General features: G+C 41.0%; 17 protein-coding genes. 10 read left to right on the forward strand and 7 right to left on the reverse strand.

The window, feature by feature from the left end; translation table 11 throughout:
* Positions 1-14 precede the first annotated feature (14 nt).
* Genes K8F54_RS04640 through K8F54_RS04650 form a run of 3 tightly spaced genes read left to right on the forward strand, consistent with a single transcriptional unit; the run spans position 15 to position 4,763 of the window.
* The gene (locus K8F54_RS04640; protein ID WP_290787712.1) at positions 15-1,895 is read left to right on the forward strand and encodes a CBS domain-containing protein; all 1,881 of its coding nucleotides are present in this window, start codon (positions 15-17) and stop codon (positions 1,893-1,895) included.
* A complete protein-coding gene (locus K8F54_RS04645) occupies positions 1,876-3,087 on the forward strand; it encodes a succinylglutamate desuccinylase/aspartoacylase family protein (protein WP_290787714.1) in 1,212 nt (403 codons plus the stop codon). Before K8F54_RS04640 ends, K8F54_RS04645 begins: the two co-directional genes overlap by 20 nt.
* A gap of 59 nt (positions 3,088-3,146) precedes the next feature.
* Complete coding sequence (locus K8F54_RS04650) at positions 3,147-4,763, forward strand: SulP family inorganic anion transporter (protein ID WP_290787716.1); 1,617 nt, start codon at positions 3,147-3,149, stop codon at positions 4,761-4,763.
* Here the strand turns inward: K8F54_RS04650 and K8F54_RS04655 are convergent, their stop codons facing one another.
* Positions 4,764-5,102, reverse strand: a complete 339-nt coding sequence (locus K8F54_RS04655) for a tRNA-binding protein (protein WP_290787718.1) — start codon at positions 5,100-5,102, stop codon at positions 4,764-4,766.
* A 114-nt stretch (positions 5,103-5,216) separates the two neighbouring features.
* Here K8F54_RS04655 and K8F54_RS04660 point away from each other — a divergent pair, with 114 nt between their 5' ends.
* Entirely contained in the window at positions 5,217-5,774 is a 558-nt protein-coding gene (locus tag K8F54_RS04660) for a thioredoxin family protein (protein ID WP_290787720.1), read from the forward strand.
* 22 nt (positions 5,775-5,796) lie between these two features.
* Here the strand turns inward: K8F54_RS04660 and K8F54_RS04665 are convergent, their stop codons facing one another.
* The 3 genes from K8F54_RS04665 to recQ all read right to left on the reverse strand — a co-directional run bounded on the left by K8F54_RS04665 (position 5,797) and on the right by recQ (position 9,619).
* Positions 5,797-6,333 carry a YfiT family bacillithiol transferase gene (locus K8F54_RS04665; RefSeq protein WP_290787722.1) on the reverse strand — a complete coding sequence of 179 codons (537 nt, stop codon included), beginning with the start codon at positions 6,331-6,333 and terminating at the stop codon, positions 5,797-5,799.
* A 62-nt stretch (positions 6,334-6,395) separates the two neighbouring features.
* On the reverse strand, positions 6,396-7,328 hold the full coding sequence (locus K8F54_RS04670; RefSeq protein ID WP_290787723.1) for a peptidylprolyl isomerase: 933 nt from the start codon (positions 7,326-7,328) through the stop codon (positions 6,396-6,398).
* A 98-nt stretch (positions 7,329-7,426) separates the two neighbouring features.
* Positions 7,427-9,619 (reverse strand): DNA helicase RecQ, encoded by a 2,193-nt coding sequence (recQ, locus tag K8F54_RS04675; protein WP_290787725.1) that lies wholly within the window; start codon positions 9,617-9,619, stop codon positions 7,427-7,429.
* A 204-nt stretch (positions 9,620-9,823) separates the two neighbouring features.
* Between recQ and K8F54_RS04680 the strand changes: the two genes are divergently transcribed.
* The 4 genes from K8F54_RS04680 to lptB are packed head-to-tail and all read left to right on the forward strand — an operon-like array spanning position 9,824 to position 12,751.
* Positions 9,824-10,789: a KpsF/GutQ family sugar-phosphate isomerase gene (locus tag K8F54_RS04680; RefSeq protein WP_290787728.1), complete on the forward strand. Its 966-nt coding sequence runs from the start codon at positions 9,824-9,826 to the stop codon at positions 10,787-10,789.
* The gene (gene tatC, locus K8F54_RS04685; protein ID WP_290787731.1) at positions 10,789-11,628 is read left to right on the forward strand and encodes a twin-arginine translocase subunit TatC; all 840 of its coding nucleotides are present in this window, start codon (positions 10,789-10,791) and stop codon (positions 11,626-11,628) included. Before K8F54_RS04680 ends, tatC begins: the two co-directional genes overlap by 1 nt.
* Complete coding sequence (locus K8F54_RS04690) at positions 11,618-11,971, forward strand: carboxymuconolactone decarboxylase family protein (RefSeq protein WP_290787733.1); 354 nt, start codon at positions 11,618-11,620, stop codon at positions 11,969-11,971. Before tatC ends, K8F54_RS04690 begins: the two co-directional genes overlap by 11 nt.
* Positions 11,972-12,010: 39 nt before the next feature.
* Positions 12,011-12,751: an LPS export ABC transporter ATP-binding protein gene (gene lptB / locus K8F54_RS04695; protein ID WP_290787735.1), complete on the forward strand. Its 741-nt coding sequence runs from the start codon at positions 12,011-12,013 to the stop codon at positions 12,749-12,751.
* A gap of 117 nt (positions 12,752-12,868) precedes the next feature.
* On the opposite strand, the gene K8F54_RS04700 is transcribed toward lptB, so the two are convergent.
* Positions 12,869-13,612, reverse strand: a complete 744-nt coding sequence (locus K8F54_RS04700) for a CDP-alcohol phosphatidyltransferase family protein (RefSeq protein WP_290787738.1) — start codon at positions 13,610-13,612, stop codon at positions 12,869-12,871.
* A 210-nt stretch (positions 13,613-13,822) separates the two neighbouring features.
* Here K8F54_RS04700 and K8F54_RS04705 point away from each other — a divergent pair, with 210 nt between their 5' ends.
* Together K8F54_RS04705 and K8F54_RS04710 are read left to right on the forward strand one after the other, a co-directional pair.
* On the forward strand, positions 13,823-14,806 hold the full coding sequence (locus tag K8F54_RS04705; RefSeq protein ID WP_290787753.1) for a PorV/PorQ family protein: 984 nt from the start codon (positions 13,823-13,825) through the stop codon (positions 14,804-14,806).
* Positions 14,807-14,813: 7 nt separating this feature from the next.
* Entirely contained in the window at positions 14,814-16,034 is a 1,221-nt protein-coding gene (locus K8F54_RS04710; RefSeq protein ID WP_290787741.1) for a DUF4105 domain-containing protein, read from the forward strand.
* Here the strand turns inward: K8F54_RS04710 and K8F54_RS04715 are convergent.
* Positions 16,012-17,397, reverse strand: coding sequence for a sugar transferase (locus tag K8F54_RS04715; protein WP_290787744.1), 1,386 nt, complete (start codon positions 17,395-17,397; stop codon positions 16,012-16,014). The genes K8F54_RS04710 and K8F54_RS04715 overlap by 23 nt on opposite strands.
* A 44-nt stretch (positions 17,398-17,441) precedes the next feature.
* Positions 17,442-18,007, reverse strand: a 566-nt coding sequence (locus tag K8F54_RS04720) for a glycosyltransferase family 4 protein (protein WP_290787747.1), incomplete at its 5' end; no start/stop codon positions are given.

The following is an 18,007-nucleotide window of genomic DNA, read 5'->3' on the forward strand; positions in this document are numbered from 1 at the left end:
TCAATCTTTATTTTATGGGAGAACAAAAAGTAAGTAAGGGTATTAAAAAAAAGGACCGTGCTAGGTTTATTGGCCATTTGTTAAACGATATCAAAGCCTTGGAGCAAATGTTGGATGAAGGTATCATTGAAGATGATATTGTTCGTATTGGTTCAGAACAGGAATTCTGTTTGGTAACAGAAACATGGCGCCCATCCGATAAAAATGAGGAAATATTAGCTGCCATTGATGATCCTCATTTTACAACCGAATTGGCCCGTTACAATCTAGAAATCAATCTAGACCCTATCGAACTTAAGGACGATTGCTTTACAGAAGTAGCAACACAGCTCGATTCCTTATTGCAAAAAGCAAAAGAAGTCGCATCAAAATTTAACACAAAAGTAGTATTAACAGGGATATTACCTACGATAAGCAATGCCGAGTTGGAGTATCATTATATGACACCTCAGCCAAGGTATTGGGCCCTGAACAATATGCTGAAGGAAGTACGTGGCGACGATTTCCAGTTACATATAAAGGGGGTGGATGAACTATCTTTAAAACACGATTCGGTGTTGTTTGAGGCTTGTAATACGAGCTTTCAAATGCACTTGCAAATTCCTCCTCAAGATTTTATTTCGAGTTATAACTGGGCGCAGGCTATATCAGGCCCCATTTTGGGAATCAGCACAAACTCCCCGCTACTGTTAGGCAGAGAATTATGGAATGAAACCCGTATTGCCTTGTTTCAACAGAGTATTGACACACGATATTCATCTTACGCTTTAAAAGACCAACAGGCGCGGGTATCCTTTGGTACAGCGTGGGAATCTGGCTCGATCGCAGAAATATTTAAAAATGATATTGCCCAACACAAGGTAATCCTCTCCAAGGATATTGACCGAAGTTCGGTGGAACAACTGTCAAAAGGAATTATTCCGAAACTTCCCGCTCTCAATCTACACAACGGTACTATTTACAAATGGAATCGACCCTGCTACGGCGTGGGTGGCGGAAAGCCTCATGTGCGTATCGAAAACCGCTATATTGCTTCCGGCCCTTCCACCCTCGATGAAATGGCCACCTTTGCATTTTGGGTCGGACTTATGATTGGACGTCCAAAGAAATTTGACAATATGGAACTGGTCATGGATTTCCGAGATGCGAAGGCCAATTTTATAAAAGCAGCAAGAACCGGAAAATACTCTGTCCTAAACTGGATGGGAAAGCATTATTCGGTGAAAGATCTTGTTTTAAAAGAACTGCTTCCCATTGCAAGAAAAGGCCTTATTAAAGCTAGAGTAAATCCCGAAGATATCGCGAAGTATTTAGAGATTATAGAAACACGCGCACATGGAATTACAGGCTCGGAATGGCTCATTTCTAATTATCGTACACTGAGACGCTCAATGAAAAAAGATGATGCGCTTCGGATACTAACTAAAAATAGCTACGAGAATCAAGAGAGAGGGCATGTGGTAAACGATTGGCCAAACATTTTGGAGCACAATCCACAACTCGATTCGGCACATTTGGTAGGCCATATAATGTCCACTCAATTATTCACAGTACACGAAAACGATCTCGCGAACTTGGCTACCCATATTATGGAATGGAAAGGAATCCATCATGTCCCGGTAGAGAATCAATCGGGAAAACTTTGTGGGTTACTCACTTGGACCCATATGCTTAAATACAAAAAGAAGGAAGATGGTCCGTTACTCGAAACAGTGGCTGATATCATGGTGAAAAATATAACAACTATTTCTTCCGGAGATCGAATATCAGATGCAATCCATCTCATGAAAAAAAACGGTTTCGGTTGTCTACCTGTTGTAAAAGGTAAAGAACTAATAGGTATAATAACAATAAAAGATGTAATCGCATTTGCCAATGGTAACGCTTCAAAATAGCACGTTAGAAAAGTCTATAAAAGTTGAACGAGTTATTGGTGCCCTAAAAGGAACAACACCGGGACCAACCACTATTTTTGTCGGAGGCATTCACGGAAATGAGCCGGCCGGAGTTTTTGCGCTTCACAATGTGCTAGAAAATCTCAAAAAAAAGGATATTCCCGTCAAAGGAAATATTTATGCAATCGCAGGTAATTTATGGGCATTAGAACATGGGCGACGTTTTCAGAAAGAAGATCTAAATAGATTATGGTCACGGGACAAGGTGCAAAATTTACGAAATGGAGCCATTCAGCATCCCAAAAACCAGGATGTAAAGGAACAGATCGATATTTACATAACTTGTAAGGAAATATTGGACAACAACAACGGGCCATTTTATTTTTTCGATCTGCATACCACTTCTAGTGAGACCATGCCTTTTATCACGGTAAACGACAACCTACTGAATAGAAAGTTTACGAGCCAGTATCCCATTCCAATAGTGTTAGGGATCGAAGAATATCTAGAAGGACCACTACTTAGCTATGTGAATGAATTAGGTTATGTGGCATTTGGTTTCGAAGGGGGACAACACGACGACATATCCTCCATCGAAAATCACATGGCATTTGTTTATTTAAGCCTTGTATTTGCGGGTTGTATTATAAAAGAAGACATCGATTTTGATCATCAGTTTGGTATACTCGCAAAGTACGCTATCTCTACCAATAGTTTTTTTGAAATATTTGATCATTTTAAACTAAAAAGTAACGATACTTTCAGCATGCATCCCGGGTTTATTAATTTTCAAACCATCCGAAAAGGTCAAGAATTAGCCGTATACAACAACACCGAGATTTCAGCACCCCACAACGGAAGAATTTTTATGCCTTTATACCAGCATCAAGGGAGCGATGGTTTTTTTATTATTAGGAGTATTCCGCTCTTCTTCCTAAAACTTTCTGCCCTCCTTCGAAGAATCCACCTCGATCAGTTCCTCACCTATTTTCCCGGAGTGAACTGGCAAACCAAAAAAAAACAGGCCCTTGTAGTAAATAGAAAACTTGCATTCTTTTTTACCAAAGATTTTTTTCACTTATTGGGGTACAGAAGCAAAGAAATCGATAAAAACCATCTCATCATGAAGAACCGTGAAACGGTCACAAGAAAAAAGGACTATAAGGATACCTTATGGTGGAAGAAAAAATGAAAACCACCCCAAGGCCTAACTTCAAAAGGCTATCTTTGCCGCTTTTTTAAGCGGAAACCATGTTGCAAAGAACCATTAAGAATTTTACTCAGAATCCGAAGAACGATATCCTATCCGGACTTACCGTTGCCTTGGCACTAGTTCCCGAAGCAGTGGCTTTTGCCTTTGTGGCAGGAATTGACCCCTTGGTGGGGCTCTACGGTGCCTTTATGATGGGCATAGTGACGTCACTCTTTGGAGGGCGTCCCGGAATGATCTCCGGTGCCACGGGAGCTATGGCAGTAGTGATGGTGCACCTTATTCAGAAAGGAAATGAAGTAGGAGATGCTTTGGCAACACCTGTTGAAAATCTTGGACTACAGTGGTTGTTTATTACCCTTTTGTTTGTTGGTCTCATACAGATTACTGCCGGTGTTTTCCGTCTGGGAAAATTTGTACGTTTAATTCCACACCCCGTAATGATGGGGTTTGTCAATGGATTGGCCATTGTCATATTTCTATCCCAACTCGGACTTTTTACTGAAAATATAAACGGAACACAACAATATATGCAGGGCAGTGCTCTTTGGGTCATGCTGGGTCTTGTAGGACTCACTATGGCTATTATGTATGGCCTTCCGAAGCTTACAAAAAAAATACCAGCAGCCTTAACCGCAATTATTGTCGTGGCTTGTATTACCATATTTGGGGGAATTGATGTGAGTACAGTGGGATCATTCATTAAAGATGGTGGTGGTGACGGTTTACAAGGTGGCTTACCCACTTTTCAAGACCAAATATTTACCCTAATATATACATTACAAGGACATTGGGAGTTAATTCTTTCTACCGCTGTAATTCTCGCCGCAGTTGGTTTAATTGAATCACTTATGACATTGAACCTCATCGATGAAATGACAGAGACACGGGGGAGTGGAAACAGAGAATGCGTTGCACAAGGTGGAGCTAACATTTTAAATGGTCTATTTGGAGGTATGGGTGGTTGCGCCATGATCGGGCAATCGATCATTAATATCAATTCGGGTGGGCGAGGAAGACTATCGGGTGCTGTGGCAGCAGTGGCCTTACTTTGCTTCGTGCTGTTTGGGGCTCCTTTGATTGAGCAAATACCTATTGCAGCCCTTGTGGGAGTTATGTTTATGGTAGTTATTGGCACCTTCGCTTGGAGTAGTTTTAGAATATTACACAAAATTCCATTGTCCGATGCCATTGTACTAATAACCGTATCTGCGATAACGGTATGGCAAGATCTAGCCGTAGCCGTAATTGCCGGTGTTATTATGAGTGCTTTGGTATTTGCTTGGAGGAATGCCACCATGATTAGAGCTCGAAAACGTTTCAAAGAAGATGGCACCAAAGTGTACGAGATCTGGGGACCCCTATTCTTCGGATCGGTTCAGAATTTTAATTCGAAATTCGACTTCAGTACAGACCCAGACAAGATAGAGATCGATTTTATCGAATCGAAAATAAGCGATCATTCCGGTGTAGAAGCCCTTCGTAACATCGCAAACAAATACTTGGAAAGCGGCAAAAAAGTGAAATTAACACATCTAAGTCCGGATTGTAAGACACTTTTGCTCAAATGGGATCCTAACTTTAACACGGTCATTGAAGAGGCCGTGGATGACCCAAGATACTGGGTAGTTACAGACACCTTGGATAGTGAGGTATAATTACGAAATCCGTAGCCCGTTATCAACAGACCTGTTGGGTTCTAATAGGGTTACAGATTTTCCATCTACCGCGCCAAGCACCAAACATTCGCTCATAAAATTGGCAATCTGTTTCTTCGGAAAATTGACAACAGCTACCACTTGTTTACCGATTAGTTCTTCTTTTGAATACAGGTTCGTAATCTGAGCCGAAGATTTTCTAACACCTAATTCAGCTCCAAAATCAATTAGCAATTGATACGATGGGTTCCGGGCTTCAGGAAAATTATTTGCCTCCTTTATAGTCCCTACACGTATATCCACTTTTTCGAAATCGGCCCAACTCAGGTTGTTTTCCATATATCTTATTTTGTATAAATGTACTTGACAATTTACACAATCACAAAACTTTACTAATTCTTTATGAAGTTGTAACTTTGGTACTATATTGCTTACTAATGAAGTAAAACTACCATGGCACAGACACCCTCAAATATGTTACCGCTTGGCACCAAGGCACCCGATTTCACCCTTGTAGATGCCGTTTCCAATAAAAAAGTTTCCTTACAAAAGATTCGTGGCGAACGAGGCACAGTGGTGATGTTTATATGTAATCATTGCCCCTATGTAAAACATGTCAACGATGAAATTGTACGCCTTTGCAATGATTATCGCGTTACCGGATTTGGGTTTGTTGCCATAAGCAGCAACGATATAGAAAATTACCCACAGGACGCGCCCGACAAAATGTGGGAGGTGGCGAGAAAGGAAAATTATCCGTTCCCCTATCTTTATGATGCCACCCAAGAAGTAGCCAAAGCCTATGATGCAGCTTGCACACCCGATTTCTATTTGTTTGATAGTGAATTAAAACTCGTTTACCGCGGACAATTGGACAATTCACGGCCGGGTAATGGTATTCCGGTGAACGGAAGAGACTTGAGAGAAGCCTTGGACAATCTACTAAACAACAATCCCCAACGAAAGGATCAAAAACCGAGTATGGGTTGTAATATCAAGTGGAAAAAATAAAGCAGCTATCTGCCAAAACAAGTCATTTCCACCCTTTGCTAAGTAATAGGTTTTCTATATGCGCATAGTGATGATTACTATGCCAGGCGTAAATTCCGGTGGCTTCGGCCAAGGAAATATGCCGATTCCCGTCCGGATGGATGAATTCTTTCTGAAACTCTACATAGGTTAATCCCTTCAGAAGAAATACCAATTTTGCATGAAGCGCCGAAATTGCAAGTAATGACATTTCAATAGGTGCCGCCTTATAATCGTACAACTCGGCCCATTTCTTTTCATTATACGCCTTGATAAGCGGGGTGTCCTCGGTCAAGGTCCATTTAAAGCGTGAATAACTATTGTGATGACTGTCATACACATGATGAATCACTTGCTTTACCGTCCAACCTTCAGGGCGATAGGGTGTATTCAATTGCACTTCGGAAAGCGTACGCACTAAATTGGAAAGTCGATTCGGAAAGTGTTCTAAGATCGAAATCCAAGCTTCCAACTTTTCGTGGGTTATATTGGAAGGGCAATCAAACTTCCCAATGGGGTATTTCAATTTTTCTATATCCATAGTATAAAAATACAAAACGCCCCGATGCAACGGGACGTTTTCAAACTTATATTTACAGCTATTTATTTTACGTTCATGAGTTCTACATCAAAAATCAGGGTGGCGTTGGGCGGAATAACTCCACCGGCTCCTTGCGCGCCATAACCTAAATGCGATGGAATTACAAATCGGGCTTTGTCACCAACATGTAATAATTGGATCCCTTCGTCCCAGCCTGCGATCACATTTCCCATACCTACCGGAAATTCTATAGGATTGCCACGTTTGTATGAATTATCGAATTCATCCCCATCAACAAGCATTCCCTTGTAGTGCACCGCAACAGTTTGTCCGCTTTCGGCCTTTTTGCCACTTCCTTTCTGAATGATCTGGTAACGCAATCCACTATCAGTACGCTCAAAGCCTTCAGAAATTGAAGCCAACAGGGCCTCTTGATCTTTTTTGGCAGCTGCTTCTCGTTCGGCCTTTGCTCCTGTAAACAGTCTGAAATTTTCTACTGCGTTCCAATTTTCTGCCTCAGATCCTTGTCGAATGATTTCTACCTTTTGCATTGTATCTCCTTGAGCAATGCTATCTACCACATCCTGTCCTTCTACTACATGACCAAAAACGGTATGGTTGTTATCCAACCACGGAGTAGGTACATGTGTGATAAAAAACTGACTTCCATTAGTTCCTTTTCCTGCATTTGCCATGGAAAGTACTCCCGGTACATCGTGTTTTAGTTCGGGGTGAAATTCATCATCAAAATTATATCCGGGGCCTCCCGCTCCTGTTCCATTTGGATCTCCCCCTTGCACCATAAAATCAGGTATCACACGGTGAAATGTTAATCCGTCGTAATAGGGGTTCCCCTGTGGCTTTGCCTGATTTTCTAAATTTCCTTCGGCCAGCGCCACAAAATTCCCAACAGTTCCCGGGGTTTTATCGTGGGTAAGTTTAATGAGAATGTCTCCTTTTTCTGTGCTGAATTTAGCGTAAATTCCGTCTTGCATATGTCTTTTTTTTATGAAGGTGCAAAGGTAGGTATTGTCGGCTAAAAAAGTAAGTAAGAATTAGTTTTTTACTGAATTAGAAGCAATAAAGAAGAAAATTAGTTGGCCACCTCACTAATAAACTTAATGCGATACAGTCTAAGTTCTTCCAGATCGTAATCTCCGTCAAATTCTTCCATCGCATCTTCAATCTTATCACTTTCGGCATCGATAAAGTAATCGTGTATTTCCTCTTGTTGGTCCTCATCGAGAATATCGTCGATCCAATAATTGATATTGAGTTTTGTCCCGCTATAAACTATGGCTTCCATTTCTTTGATAAAATCGGTCATGTCCAAACCTTTGGCCGATGCAATATCATCAAGCGGGAGTTTTCTGTCCACACTCTGAATAATATATAGTTTCAACGCACTGTTAGTTCCGGTGGACTTGACCACAAAATCGTCGGGGCGCAATACATCGTTTTCTTCAACATATTCATTTATTAACTTTACAAAGGAGGATCCGTATTTCTTTGCCTTCCCCTCTCCTACTCCGTGAACATTGGACAATTCATCTAAAGTGATAGGATATTTCAAGGCCATGTCTTCCAACGATGGATCCTGAAAGATCACAAAAGGCGGCAGGTCTAACTTGGTAGCTATTCTTTTGCGTTCTGCCTTCAACAACTTAAAAAGGTTTTCATCGGCCACGCCTCCGCCTTTTTTAGTTTCAACAAAAGACTCATCATTGGCCTCCCCAAATGAATGATCTTCAGTCATCATAAAAGAGGTAGGATTCTTAATAAACTCCCGCCCTCGTTTTGTAAGCTGGATCACACCATAGGTCTCAATATCTTTTTTCAAGTAACCGGCCACCAAAAGTTGTCGCAGCAAAGCCATCCAGTAAGAAGGTTCTTTCTTGGCACCCACTCCAAAAAAATCTTGTGCATCTGTTCGGTGCGACTTTATCAATGCATTTATTTTTCCTACTAAAACATGCACCAATTCTTTACTCTTATACTGTTCGTTTGTTTTTTGAACCACGCTCAACAATGTTGTAGCTTCCTCCTTGGCTTCGTGTTTCTTTTTGGGATAACGCATATTATCGTCCATATCACCACCCTCACCCGTTTCATTGTCAAATTCTTCTCCAAAGTAATGCAGAATGAACTTACGTCTGGAAATAGAAGTTTCGGCAAAAGCTACCACTTCTTGTAGTAATGCGTGTCCTATTTCCTGCTCGGCTACAGGCTTCCCACTCATAAATTTTTCAAGCTTTTCAATATCCTTATAGCCATAAAACGCCAAACAATGGCCTTCCCCACCATCACGGCCTGCACGGCCCGTCTCTTGGTAATAACTTTCTATACTCTTAGGCATATCATTGTGAATCACAAAACGCACATCCGGCTTATCAATCCCCATTCCAAAGGCAATGGTGGCAACCACCACATCGGCATCTTCCATTAAGAACATATCCTGATGTTTCACTCGGGTCTTTGCATCTAATCCTGCATGATAGGGTACCGCCTTGATGCCATTTACTTGAAGCGTTTGCGATAATTCTTCTACGCGCTTCCTGCTTAAGCAATAAATAATCCCACTCTTCCCTTCGTTTTGTTTTACAAAGCGTGTTATGTCTGAATCAACATTTTTTGTCTTAGGTCGGATCTCGTAATATAAATTCGGTCTATTAAAAGAGGCCTTAAATGTATTGGCCTGTTGAATTCCTAAATTCTTTAAAATGTCTTCTTGTACTTTTGGCGTTGCGGTTGCAGTCAATCCAATAATTGGAATGTTATCACCAATGCGTTGAATGATGCTTTTTAGATTTCGATATTCCGGTCTGAAATCATGCCCCCATTCGCTAATACAATGCGCTTCATCAATGGCGACAAAGGATATTTTTACCGAATTCAGAAAAACAACATTCTCTTCCTTGGTAAGGGATTCAGGAGCAACATAAAGTAATTTTGTAATGCCATTCGTGATATCGTGTTTTACCTTTTTAACCTCTGTCTTATTAAGAGAAGAATTGAGAACGTGAGCGATTCCTTCCTCAGACGAAAGTGCGCGTAGGGCATCCACCTGATTTTTCATTAGGGCAATTAAGGGGGAAACAACAATTGCGGTACCTTCATTAATTAGGGCAGGTAATTGATAGCAAAGTGATTTTCCACCGCCGGTAGGCATGATAACAAAAGTATTTTCATTATTCAGAACACTCTTGATGACATCTTCTTGCAGACCTTTAAACTTGGTAAATCCAAAAAATTTCTTGAGTGCTGCGTATATATCGATCTCGGCCACGCTGCTATGTACGTTTTAATTTAATATGAGTAAGGTTTTCCTATTATAATTGCGTAAACAGGGGAACAATTGTAATTTTGCAACCTATATGGTAAAACTGTATCTTATGTTTGTTGCCAACCATCCAAATTATAGTATTTTTCGGTTGGCAATCTAAATATACTAATTTCTGAAACAGTTGCAAACTATTAAAAGCGTAAAATTTTGAATGAACAAAACCGTATCATTTCAGTAGCGAAGAAAACCATAGAGACTGAAAGTAAAGCAATTATGTACTTAGCCGAGTTAGTAGATGAAGAATTTGCAGCAGCTGTACAATATATATATCAATCTAAAGGGCGCGTGATCGTGACGGGAATAGGGAAAAGTGCCAATATAGCCACCAAGATCGTAGCTACATTAAACTCCACCGGGACACCTTCTGTTTTTATGCATGCCGCAGATGCTATTCATGGAGATTTGGGGACCATTCAGGAAAATGATACCGTAATTTGTATTTCTAAAAGTGGAAATACCGCCGAAATTAAAGTGTTGGTGCCGCTTATCAAGGCCATTGACAATAAATTGATTGGCATTACATCGAACAAAGATTCGTTTTTAGGGCAACAAGCCGATTTTATCTTGAACGCCTATGTCGAAAAGGAAGCCTGTCCAAATAATTTGGCACCTACAACGAGTACAACCGCGCAACTGGTAATTGGAGATGCACTAGCTATGTGCTTGTTGGACCTCCGCGGTTTTTCGAGTAAAGATTTTGCAAAATTCCATCCGGGTGGATCCTTAGGTAAAAAATTGTACTTGCGTGTTAGCGATCTCACTTCATTGAATGAAAAACCTGAGGTACACCCCGATACCGATGTGAAGAAAGTCATTGTAGAAATTTCCGAAAAATTACTCGGAGTTACCGCAGTGGTTGAAAACAATAAGATTGTTGGAATAATAACCGATGGTGATCTACGTCGAATGTTGACAAGAGTCGATTCATTTGCCGGTCTTACCGCAAGAGATATTATGTCGCAAAACCCAAAGGTTATTGACAACGATGCCATGGCAGTAGAAGCAATGGAACTCATGGACAAACACGGTATTACCCAGTTACTGGCCGAACACAATGGGAAGTACTGTGGCGTTGTTCACATTCATAATCTAACGAAAGAAGGTATAATTTAATGGGACGAAGAAAGAAATTGAAGGATGCCGTAAAGGAAATGTCCTTTCTGGATCATCTGGAAGAACTGCGGTGGCATTTAATTCGATCTACTACCGCAGTTGTCATCATAGCCGTGCTTGCCTTTATTGCCAAAGACTTTATTTTTGATGTCTTGCTTTTCGGTCCTAAAAAAGCCGACTTCCCTACCTACAAACTCCTCTGTCGAGCCGCGCAAGCCATTGGACTGGATAGTTTTTGTTTTACAGAATTGCCATTCCGAATCCAAAGTAGAACCATGTCCGGCCAATTTTCGGCGCATATATGGACGTCTATCACGGCCGGATTCATTGTCGCCTTTCCGTATGTAATTTGGGAGTTCTGGAAGTTTGTAAGCCCCGGACTCAAACACAACGAACGTAAAACCAGTCGTGGTTTTATCATTGTGGCTTCTCTGTTATTCTTTATTGGTGTTTTGTTTGGATACTACGTAATCACACCGCTCTCCATCAACTTTTTAGGAAGTTACCAGGTGAGTTCACAAGTTTTTAACGACTTCGATTTGAGTAGCTATATATCTTTAGTGCGCGCTTCCGTATTGGCGAGCGGACTAATTTTTGAGCTTCCTATAATTATTTATTTCTTGACCAAAATTGGTGTTGTCACACCAGAGATTCTTAAAAAGTATCGCAAGTTTGCACTGGTAGGTGTTTTGATCATTTCGGCGGTCATTACCCCTCCAGATATTGCCAGCCAAGTAATCGTTGCTATTCCGGTGCTTATTCTTTACGAAGTGAGTATTTTTATATCGAAAGGAGTTGTTAGAAGACAAAACAAAAAAGACAAAGCCAATGCCAAATAATATCGTTGAAGAGTTCAATGCCTACCGTTCAAAAATGAACGAAAAGCTATTAGAAGATAACAATAAGATCATCAAACGCATATTCAATCTGGATACCAACGCCTATATGGAGGGCGTATTGCCGAAAAAAACAAAGGAATTGTTAGGCCTGGGAAACTCCATGGTATTGCGCTGTGACGACTGTGTTCGTTATCATTTGGAGGAATGTCACAAATTGGGAATAGCTAAGGAAGAAGTGGTTGAAGCCTTGAGTATCTCACTTTTAATTGGGGGTACCATTGTGGTTCCGCATTTACGAAGAGCATTCGAATATTGGGAAGCCTTGGATAAAACCAAAAATTAATTGGTATTTTTAACGTTTACGGTACATAAGTAGTCTTACATGAAACTCAAAGCAGAAAATCTTATAAAATCATATAAAGGCCGTCAGGTGGTGAAAGGAATCACCGTCGAGGTAAACCAAGGAGAGATCGTTGGCTTGTTAGGACCCAACGGTGCGGGAAAAACAACCTCCTTCTATATGATCGTTGGATTGATCAAACCCAACGGCGGAAAGATCTTTCTCGAAGGGAAAGAGATTACCAAATACCCCATGTACAAACGCGCTCAAAATGGAATTGGTTATCTGGCCCAGGAAGCCTCGGTATTTCGAAAACTAAGCGTTGAGGACAATATTTTAAGTGTATTGCAATTAACCGATCTGTCCAAAAAGGAACAGCGCGATAAAATGGAGACCCTGATCGAAGAATTCGGCTTGGGACACATACGCAAAAACAGAGGGGATCTCTTAAGTGGTGGGGAACGCCGTCGTACCGAAATTGCCCGCGCCTTGGCAACCGATCCCCATTTTATTCTTTTGGATGAACCCTTTGCCGGAGTAGATCCTGTTGCGGTAGAAGACATTCAAAGGATAGTGGCCCAACTAAAACAAAAGAATATCGGCATTCTTATTACCGATCACAACGTGCAGGAAACCTTGGCCATCACAGACCGGACCTATCTCATGTTCGAAGGCAGTATTTTAAAGCACGGTGTTCCAGAAGAACTTGCTGCCGATGAAATGGTACGAAAAGTATATTTGGGACAAAATTTCGAGCTTCGGAAAAAGAAGTTAGAGTTTTAGGGCGTTCCGCTCGCATCTTCGCTGCTCACGGCGGGTCTTCGCTTCTCGCTTTTTGCGCAATCAAGCCACGGCCAAACGGCAAAAGAGCTCAAACAAATCGCTCAACCCCTAACGCATTTATTGTTCTTTCCATAAAAGTGACATCAGTATATAGAGTAGGATGATCACAGGGATCGCGATAAACTTCAGCAAAACAATAGCAATAAGACTGAGCGCTAAAAACACATAACGTACTGTATTACTTTTTAGATCCCAGGTTTTAAATTTTAAAGCGAAAAGTCGTATTTCGGCATTCAACAACATACAGCTAGCCACCGTAAGTCCTATCAAGACCCATTTATTGAGGATGATGCTTTCGGCCATTTCCGAATATTGAAAATGCAGTATAAGGGGTAAGCTTAAAATAAGCAGTGTATTTGCTGGTGTAGGTAAGCCAATAAAACGATCGGTTTGTCTGGTATCCACATTAAATTTTGCCAATCGGTATGCCGAAGCCACCGCAATCAATAACCCCACAAAGGGTAAAAAAGTAAATTGACCCGAAATCCATTTCATCGATTCGGTATGTTCCGAAAACAACTGAATATTCGTTCCCTGCGTCGACTGATGTATTAGCTGCACCATCACGATGGCCGGTACCACCCCGCTGGTAATCACATCGGCCAAAGAATCAAATTCGAGCCCTATAGTACTCTGTGCCTTCAGAAGCCGCGCAGCCAGGCCATCGAAGAAATCGAAAAAAATTCCGAAGAATACAAAGAAGGAAGCAGTGATCAAGTCGCCCGAAGCGGCGAATAAGATAGCAACACATCCACATAGCAAATTAAGGGATGTAATGATGTTAGGGATTTGTTTAATCATATTCCTGTGTCAATGGTGTAAAAATAGCAAAGTATTTGCGTCTAAAGGTACAATTGCACAATATGTCTATAAAATTATAGTTTAGTATTCTGTAAAATAGTGAGATATTTGTTGAAAATTGTAAGCTTGAAAAAGAAGTTATTTTTCGTTTTATTTTTCATTTCAATTACCCTTTCTGCACAGACCGTTCGTAAATATTCAAACGAATTTATGAATATTGGTGTGGATGCTGCTGCCTTTGGAATGGCGAATGCTGTGGTGGCTTCTACCGACGATGTAAATTCGGGCTATTGGAACCCAGCCGGATTAGTGAATTTAGAAGACAAACAGCTCTCTTTGATGCATGCCTCTTATTTTGCGAATATCGCCAGTTATGATTATGTTGGCTTTGCCATGCCGCTCGACGATAGAAGTGCAGTAGGATTATCTATCATACGCTTTGGAGTAGACGATATTTTAAACACCACTCAGTTAATTGACGATCAAGGCAATATAGATTACAACCGAATCAGCCTATTTTCAACTGCCGATTATGGTGTTACGTTTTCCTATGCCCGCAGACTTCCCTTGGACGGATTGAATTTTGGTATGAATGCCAAGGTGATTCGCCGGGTGATTGGGGATTTTGCCTCCTCTTGGGGATTTGGACTGGACGCTGCTATACAGTTTGAGACAGGTGACTGGAAATTTGGAGTCATGGCTCGTGATATTACCACAACGTTTAATGCCTGGTCTATTGATGAAGCAAAATTTGCTGAAATACAAGGTGCCGTGGACGGCCAAAATCAAGAACTGCCCGAAACTACCGAAATCACAATTCCGAAGCTGCAATTAGGGATGGCAAGAAAATTTGTCTATCAGTATGACTTTTCTTTGGTCGCCGAAGTCGATCTCAATTTCCGTTTTGCCGAAACCAACGATATTATTTCTTCTTCCTTTACCAGTATTAGTCCGGCATTAGGACTTGAATTTGGTTATATAGACATGATCTTCCTTCGTGGCGGATTGGGAAATTTTCAGAATGTACAACAACTGGACGGAAGCGATTCGGTTGGATTTCAGCCCAATATAGGTGTTGGTTTCAAATACAAAGGCATTCAGGTGGATTATGCCCTGACCGATATTGGTGACCAGAGTGCCGCTTTGTACAGTAATGTTTTTTCCGTTACTTTAGACTGGAGCATATTCAGATAAGTATTCTATGAAACAATTAGTACTGCTACTCGGCTTTTTACTCAGTCTGTCTTCTACTTCCACAAAAGCGCAATACGTAAGTTTGTCTGAAACTTCTGAAGTGAGTATCATCACCATCGGACCCGGAGCGCAATTGTATGATAAATTTGGTCACAGTGCCTTCCGAATAAAAGATGCCGCTTCAGGGATGGATATCGTTTACAACTACGGCGTATACGATTTTGAAACCCCAAACTTCTACACCAAATTTGCTCAGGGCAAGTTGTTGTACAAACTGGTTGTAAATCCTTATGAACCCTTTATCGAAAGCTATAGACGGCAGAATCGTTGGATCAACGAACAGATCTTAGATCTCTCGTACAGCGAAAAACAAGCCGTCTTCAATTTCTTGCAGAACAATGCCAAGCCCGAGAATATGTTCTACAAATACGATTTTTTCTTTGACAATTGCGCTACAAAGATTCGAGATGTACTTGTGACCGTTCTGGGAAATGATTTGGTATACAAAAATAAAATAGCTCCCGAGGGAAAAACATTTCGGGAATTAATTCAGCAGAATGTCTATTGGAATTCCTGGGGCAGCCTAGGAATGGATGTGGCCATTGGAGCAGTGGTAGATAAGAAAGCCACCGCATGGGAATATCAGTTTTTACCCGATTATGTGTTTGAAGGAGCCGCGCAGGCAAGCTTTAAAAACGCACCACTGGTAAAAGAAACTGCCTCGCTTTATCAAAACATTCCCAAAGACACAGAACGAAATTTCCTCACGAGTCCGCTGTTTGTTTTTGGACTGCTCGGAGTGCTTCTTATGTGGGTAACTTGGCGAGATTTCAGAAAAAAAGTGCGATCGCGATATCTCGACAGTCTATTGTTTTTTGTGACTGGTCAAATTGGAGTCTTTCTGCTGCTGTTGTGGACCGCCACCGATCATACAGCGACCGCCAATAATTACAATATGTTATGGGCTTTCCCCCTTAGTTTGTTCCTTGCTTTTGCCATAGGAAAACAGCAGCCAAAGCGATGGGTAGCCCGATACGTCTTTTTTCTAGTCCTCCTTTTCGCACTACTGGGAATTCATTGGATAACAGGAGTTCAGGTATTTGCTTTAGGGCTTTTACCGCTATTTATAGCACTGATTGTTCGGTATCTATATGTTTTCTATTTTCTGAAAAAACGGAACGCAGCTTCAGCCGTTGAGCCACCAATCACTGCCCGCGATAAAAGATAATTGTACTCAGTGTCTTTATTACGATGCTAATGTCTAAGAACAGACTTCTTCGTTTAATATAATACAGATCGTATTGTAACTTTTCAAGTGCATCTTCCTGTGTTGACCCATATTTAGCATTTACCTGTGCCCAACCCGTCACTCCCGGTTTGACCAAATGGCGCACTTCGTAGAAAGGAATCTTTTCTGAAAGTGCTTTTACAAAAACGGGGCGTTCGGGACGTGGACCAATAACGCTCATATCTCCCTTAATCACATTGATAAACTGTGGAATCTCATCGAAGCGGGAACGACGTAAAAAACGTCCAAATTTTGTAACGCGGGTATCTTTCTCCTCGGCGAATTGTGCACCGTGTTTTTCGGCATCCTTGACCATGCTTCGCAATTTGTAAATCCGAAAGTGCTTACCGTTTCGACCTACTCTGATCTGTGTATAAAAAAGTGGACCGCGATTTGCGAAAAGATTACCTACCAGTATAATGGGGAAAATAATAAGTCCGAAGCCAATTCCAATGAGTGAGAATAACAGGTCCAAGATCCGGTGAAAAAACAAATACAATTTGTTTTGATTGCTTCGACTAAAGGGGAAATAACGGTAAAAATCCTTGTCTACATGCTGTACGGGTACCCTTCGGGTGATCTCTTCATATACCTGTGTATATTCACGAATAACAACGCCATGTTCGAGCAAGGTGATAAGTTCGTTGTATAAACTCACCGTCATTCCGGATGAATCCGGGGTGGCAACCACAATTTCAGAAATTGAATTTTCTTGTACCGCTTCAGAAACATTTTCCAATCCAAAATCTTTTATCTTTTGATCATGAGTCGAGTTGTACACGGCATTTTCGGTATTGATATAACCTATCACCTTATAATTTGGATCCGACTTCTGCAAGGATGCGATTATGTTGTCCAAATCTCTGGCGTTTCCCACAATCAATACCTTTTTAAAGAATCGAGGGGCAGAAATTAGCACGATATACGCATAACGCCACAAAAATAGAGCAAGGTTGACCGAAATATAGAAATAGATAATCTGCAATCGATTGGTTGGGAGCTGCGGAGTATAAAATGGGGTGAGCAGATAAAACAAGACCGTCACTGAAGACGTAAGGATAATATTCTGGATGACCACTTCAAACTTACTGGCCTTTTGAAGATTATACAACTCGAAGATAGTTGCAAAAATAGTAAGATATAGTCCCAACACTATGGACCAAACCCAGTGATTGGCATTTATCTTAAAATAATCAAAATTGAAAACCTGACCTACCAAGTATAACAGGCCGAGTACACTGGCAATATCTAAAATACGAAGGAGTACTTTGCGTTCTGATATATCAAAGTGTATACTGGACATGTATGGTTATAAGTTAGTTAATACGGTTAAAAATAAGGATTAATTTATTGCTTTAAAAGGGTATTCCAACTATGTTTTACCTTCTGCCAATCAAATAATTCGACGGTGTCTCTGGCATTTTTAGCAATAAAACACGCCTTTTCTGCATTCGCAACCAATTCAACAATGGCCTGGGCAAACAATTCAGAGTTGTTAGGCGGTACTAATAGTGCATTTTTATCATGTTCTAATAAAAAAGGAATTCCGCCTACATTTGTTGAGACAACCGGCAGTCCCAGTGCCATCGCTTCAATAACACTTACGGGTGTATTATCGAAATTGGTGGTGTTGATGAATATGTCATAGGTTGTGGAAAGTGATATCCACGCTTCTTTAGAAAGCATTCCTGTAAAGCGAACCGGTAAATTTTTGTTGCGGGCTAATTGTTTACAAGCTTGTAAGCTTCCATCTTTTTCGGGCCCTACCATACAAAGAGAGGCATCCAAGCCTTTGTTTTTAAGTAAGGCCAAAACATCCAGTGCCATTTTTGGATTGTATATTTCAGAAAAAGAACGCACCCAAAGCAATTTGGGAGCTGTGGAGTCCCGTTTTAGGAAGGGGTAATTTTTAA

Origin of the sequence: Altibacter sp., assembly GCF_019913785.1 — a bacterium.
Taxonomy (GTDB): Bacteria; Bacteroidota; Bacteroidia; order Flavobacteriales; family Flavobacteriaceae; genus Altibacter.

Bases quoted from the DNA above. Each gene is read 5' to 3' on its own strand.
- K8F54_RS04640 (WP_290787712.1), top strand. From the start codon at position 15: ATGGGAGAACAAAAAGTAAGTAAGGGTATTAAAAAAAAGGACCGTGCT.
- K8F54_RS04645 (WP_290787714.1), top strand. From the start codon at position 1,876: ATGGTAACGCTTCAAAATAGCACGTTAGAAAAGTCTATAAAAGTTGAA.
- K8F54_RS04650 (WP_290787716.1), top strand. From the start codon at position 3,147: ATGTTGCAAAGAACCATTAAGAATTTTACTCAGAATCCGAAGAACGAT.
- K8F54_RS04655 (WP_290787718.1), bottom strand. From the start codon at position 5,102: ATGGAAAACAACCTGAGTTGGGCCGATTTCGAAAAAGTGGATATACGT.
- K8F54_RS04660 (WP_290787720.1), top strand. From the start codon at position 5,217: ATGGCACAGACACCCTCAAATATGTTACCGCTTGGCACCAAGGCACCC.
- K8F54_RS04665 (WP_290787722.1), bottom strand. From the start codon at position 6,333: ATGGATATAGAAAAATTGAAATACCCCATTGGGAAGTTTGATTGCCCT.
- K8F54_RS04670 (WP_290787723.1), bottom strand. From the start codon at position 7,328: ATGCAAGACGGAATTTACGCTAAATTCAGCACAGAAAAAGGAGACATT.
- tatC (WP_290787731.1), top strand. From the start codon at position 10,789: ATGGGACGAAGAAAGAAATTGAAGGATGCCGTAAAGGAAATGTCCTTT.
- K8F54_RS04690 (WP_290787733.1), top strand. From the start codon at position 11,618: ATGCCAAATAATATCGTTGAAGAGTTCAATGCCTACCGTTCAAAAATG.
- lptB (WP_290787735.1), top strand. From the start codon at position 12,011: ATGAAACTCAAAGCAGAAAATCTTATAAAATCATATAAAGGCCGTCAG.
- K8F54_RS04700 (WP_290787738.1), bottom strand. From the start codon at position 13,612: ATGATTAAACAAATCCCTAACATCATTACATCCCTTAATTTGCTATGT.
- K8F54_RS04705 (WP_290787753.1), top strand. From the start codon at position 13,823: ATGAATATTGGTGTGGATGCTGCTGCCTTTGGAATGGCGAATGCTGTG.
- K8F54_RS04710 (WP_290787741.1), top strand. From the start codon at position 14,814: ATGAAACAATTAGTACTGCTACTCGGCTTTTTACTCAGTCTGTCTTCT.
- K8F54_RS04715 (WP_290787744.1), bottom strand. From the start codon at position 17,397: ATGTCCAGTATACACTTTGATATATCAGAACGCAAAGTACTCCTTCGT.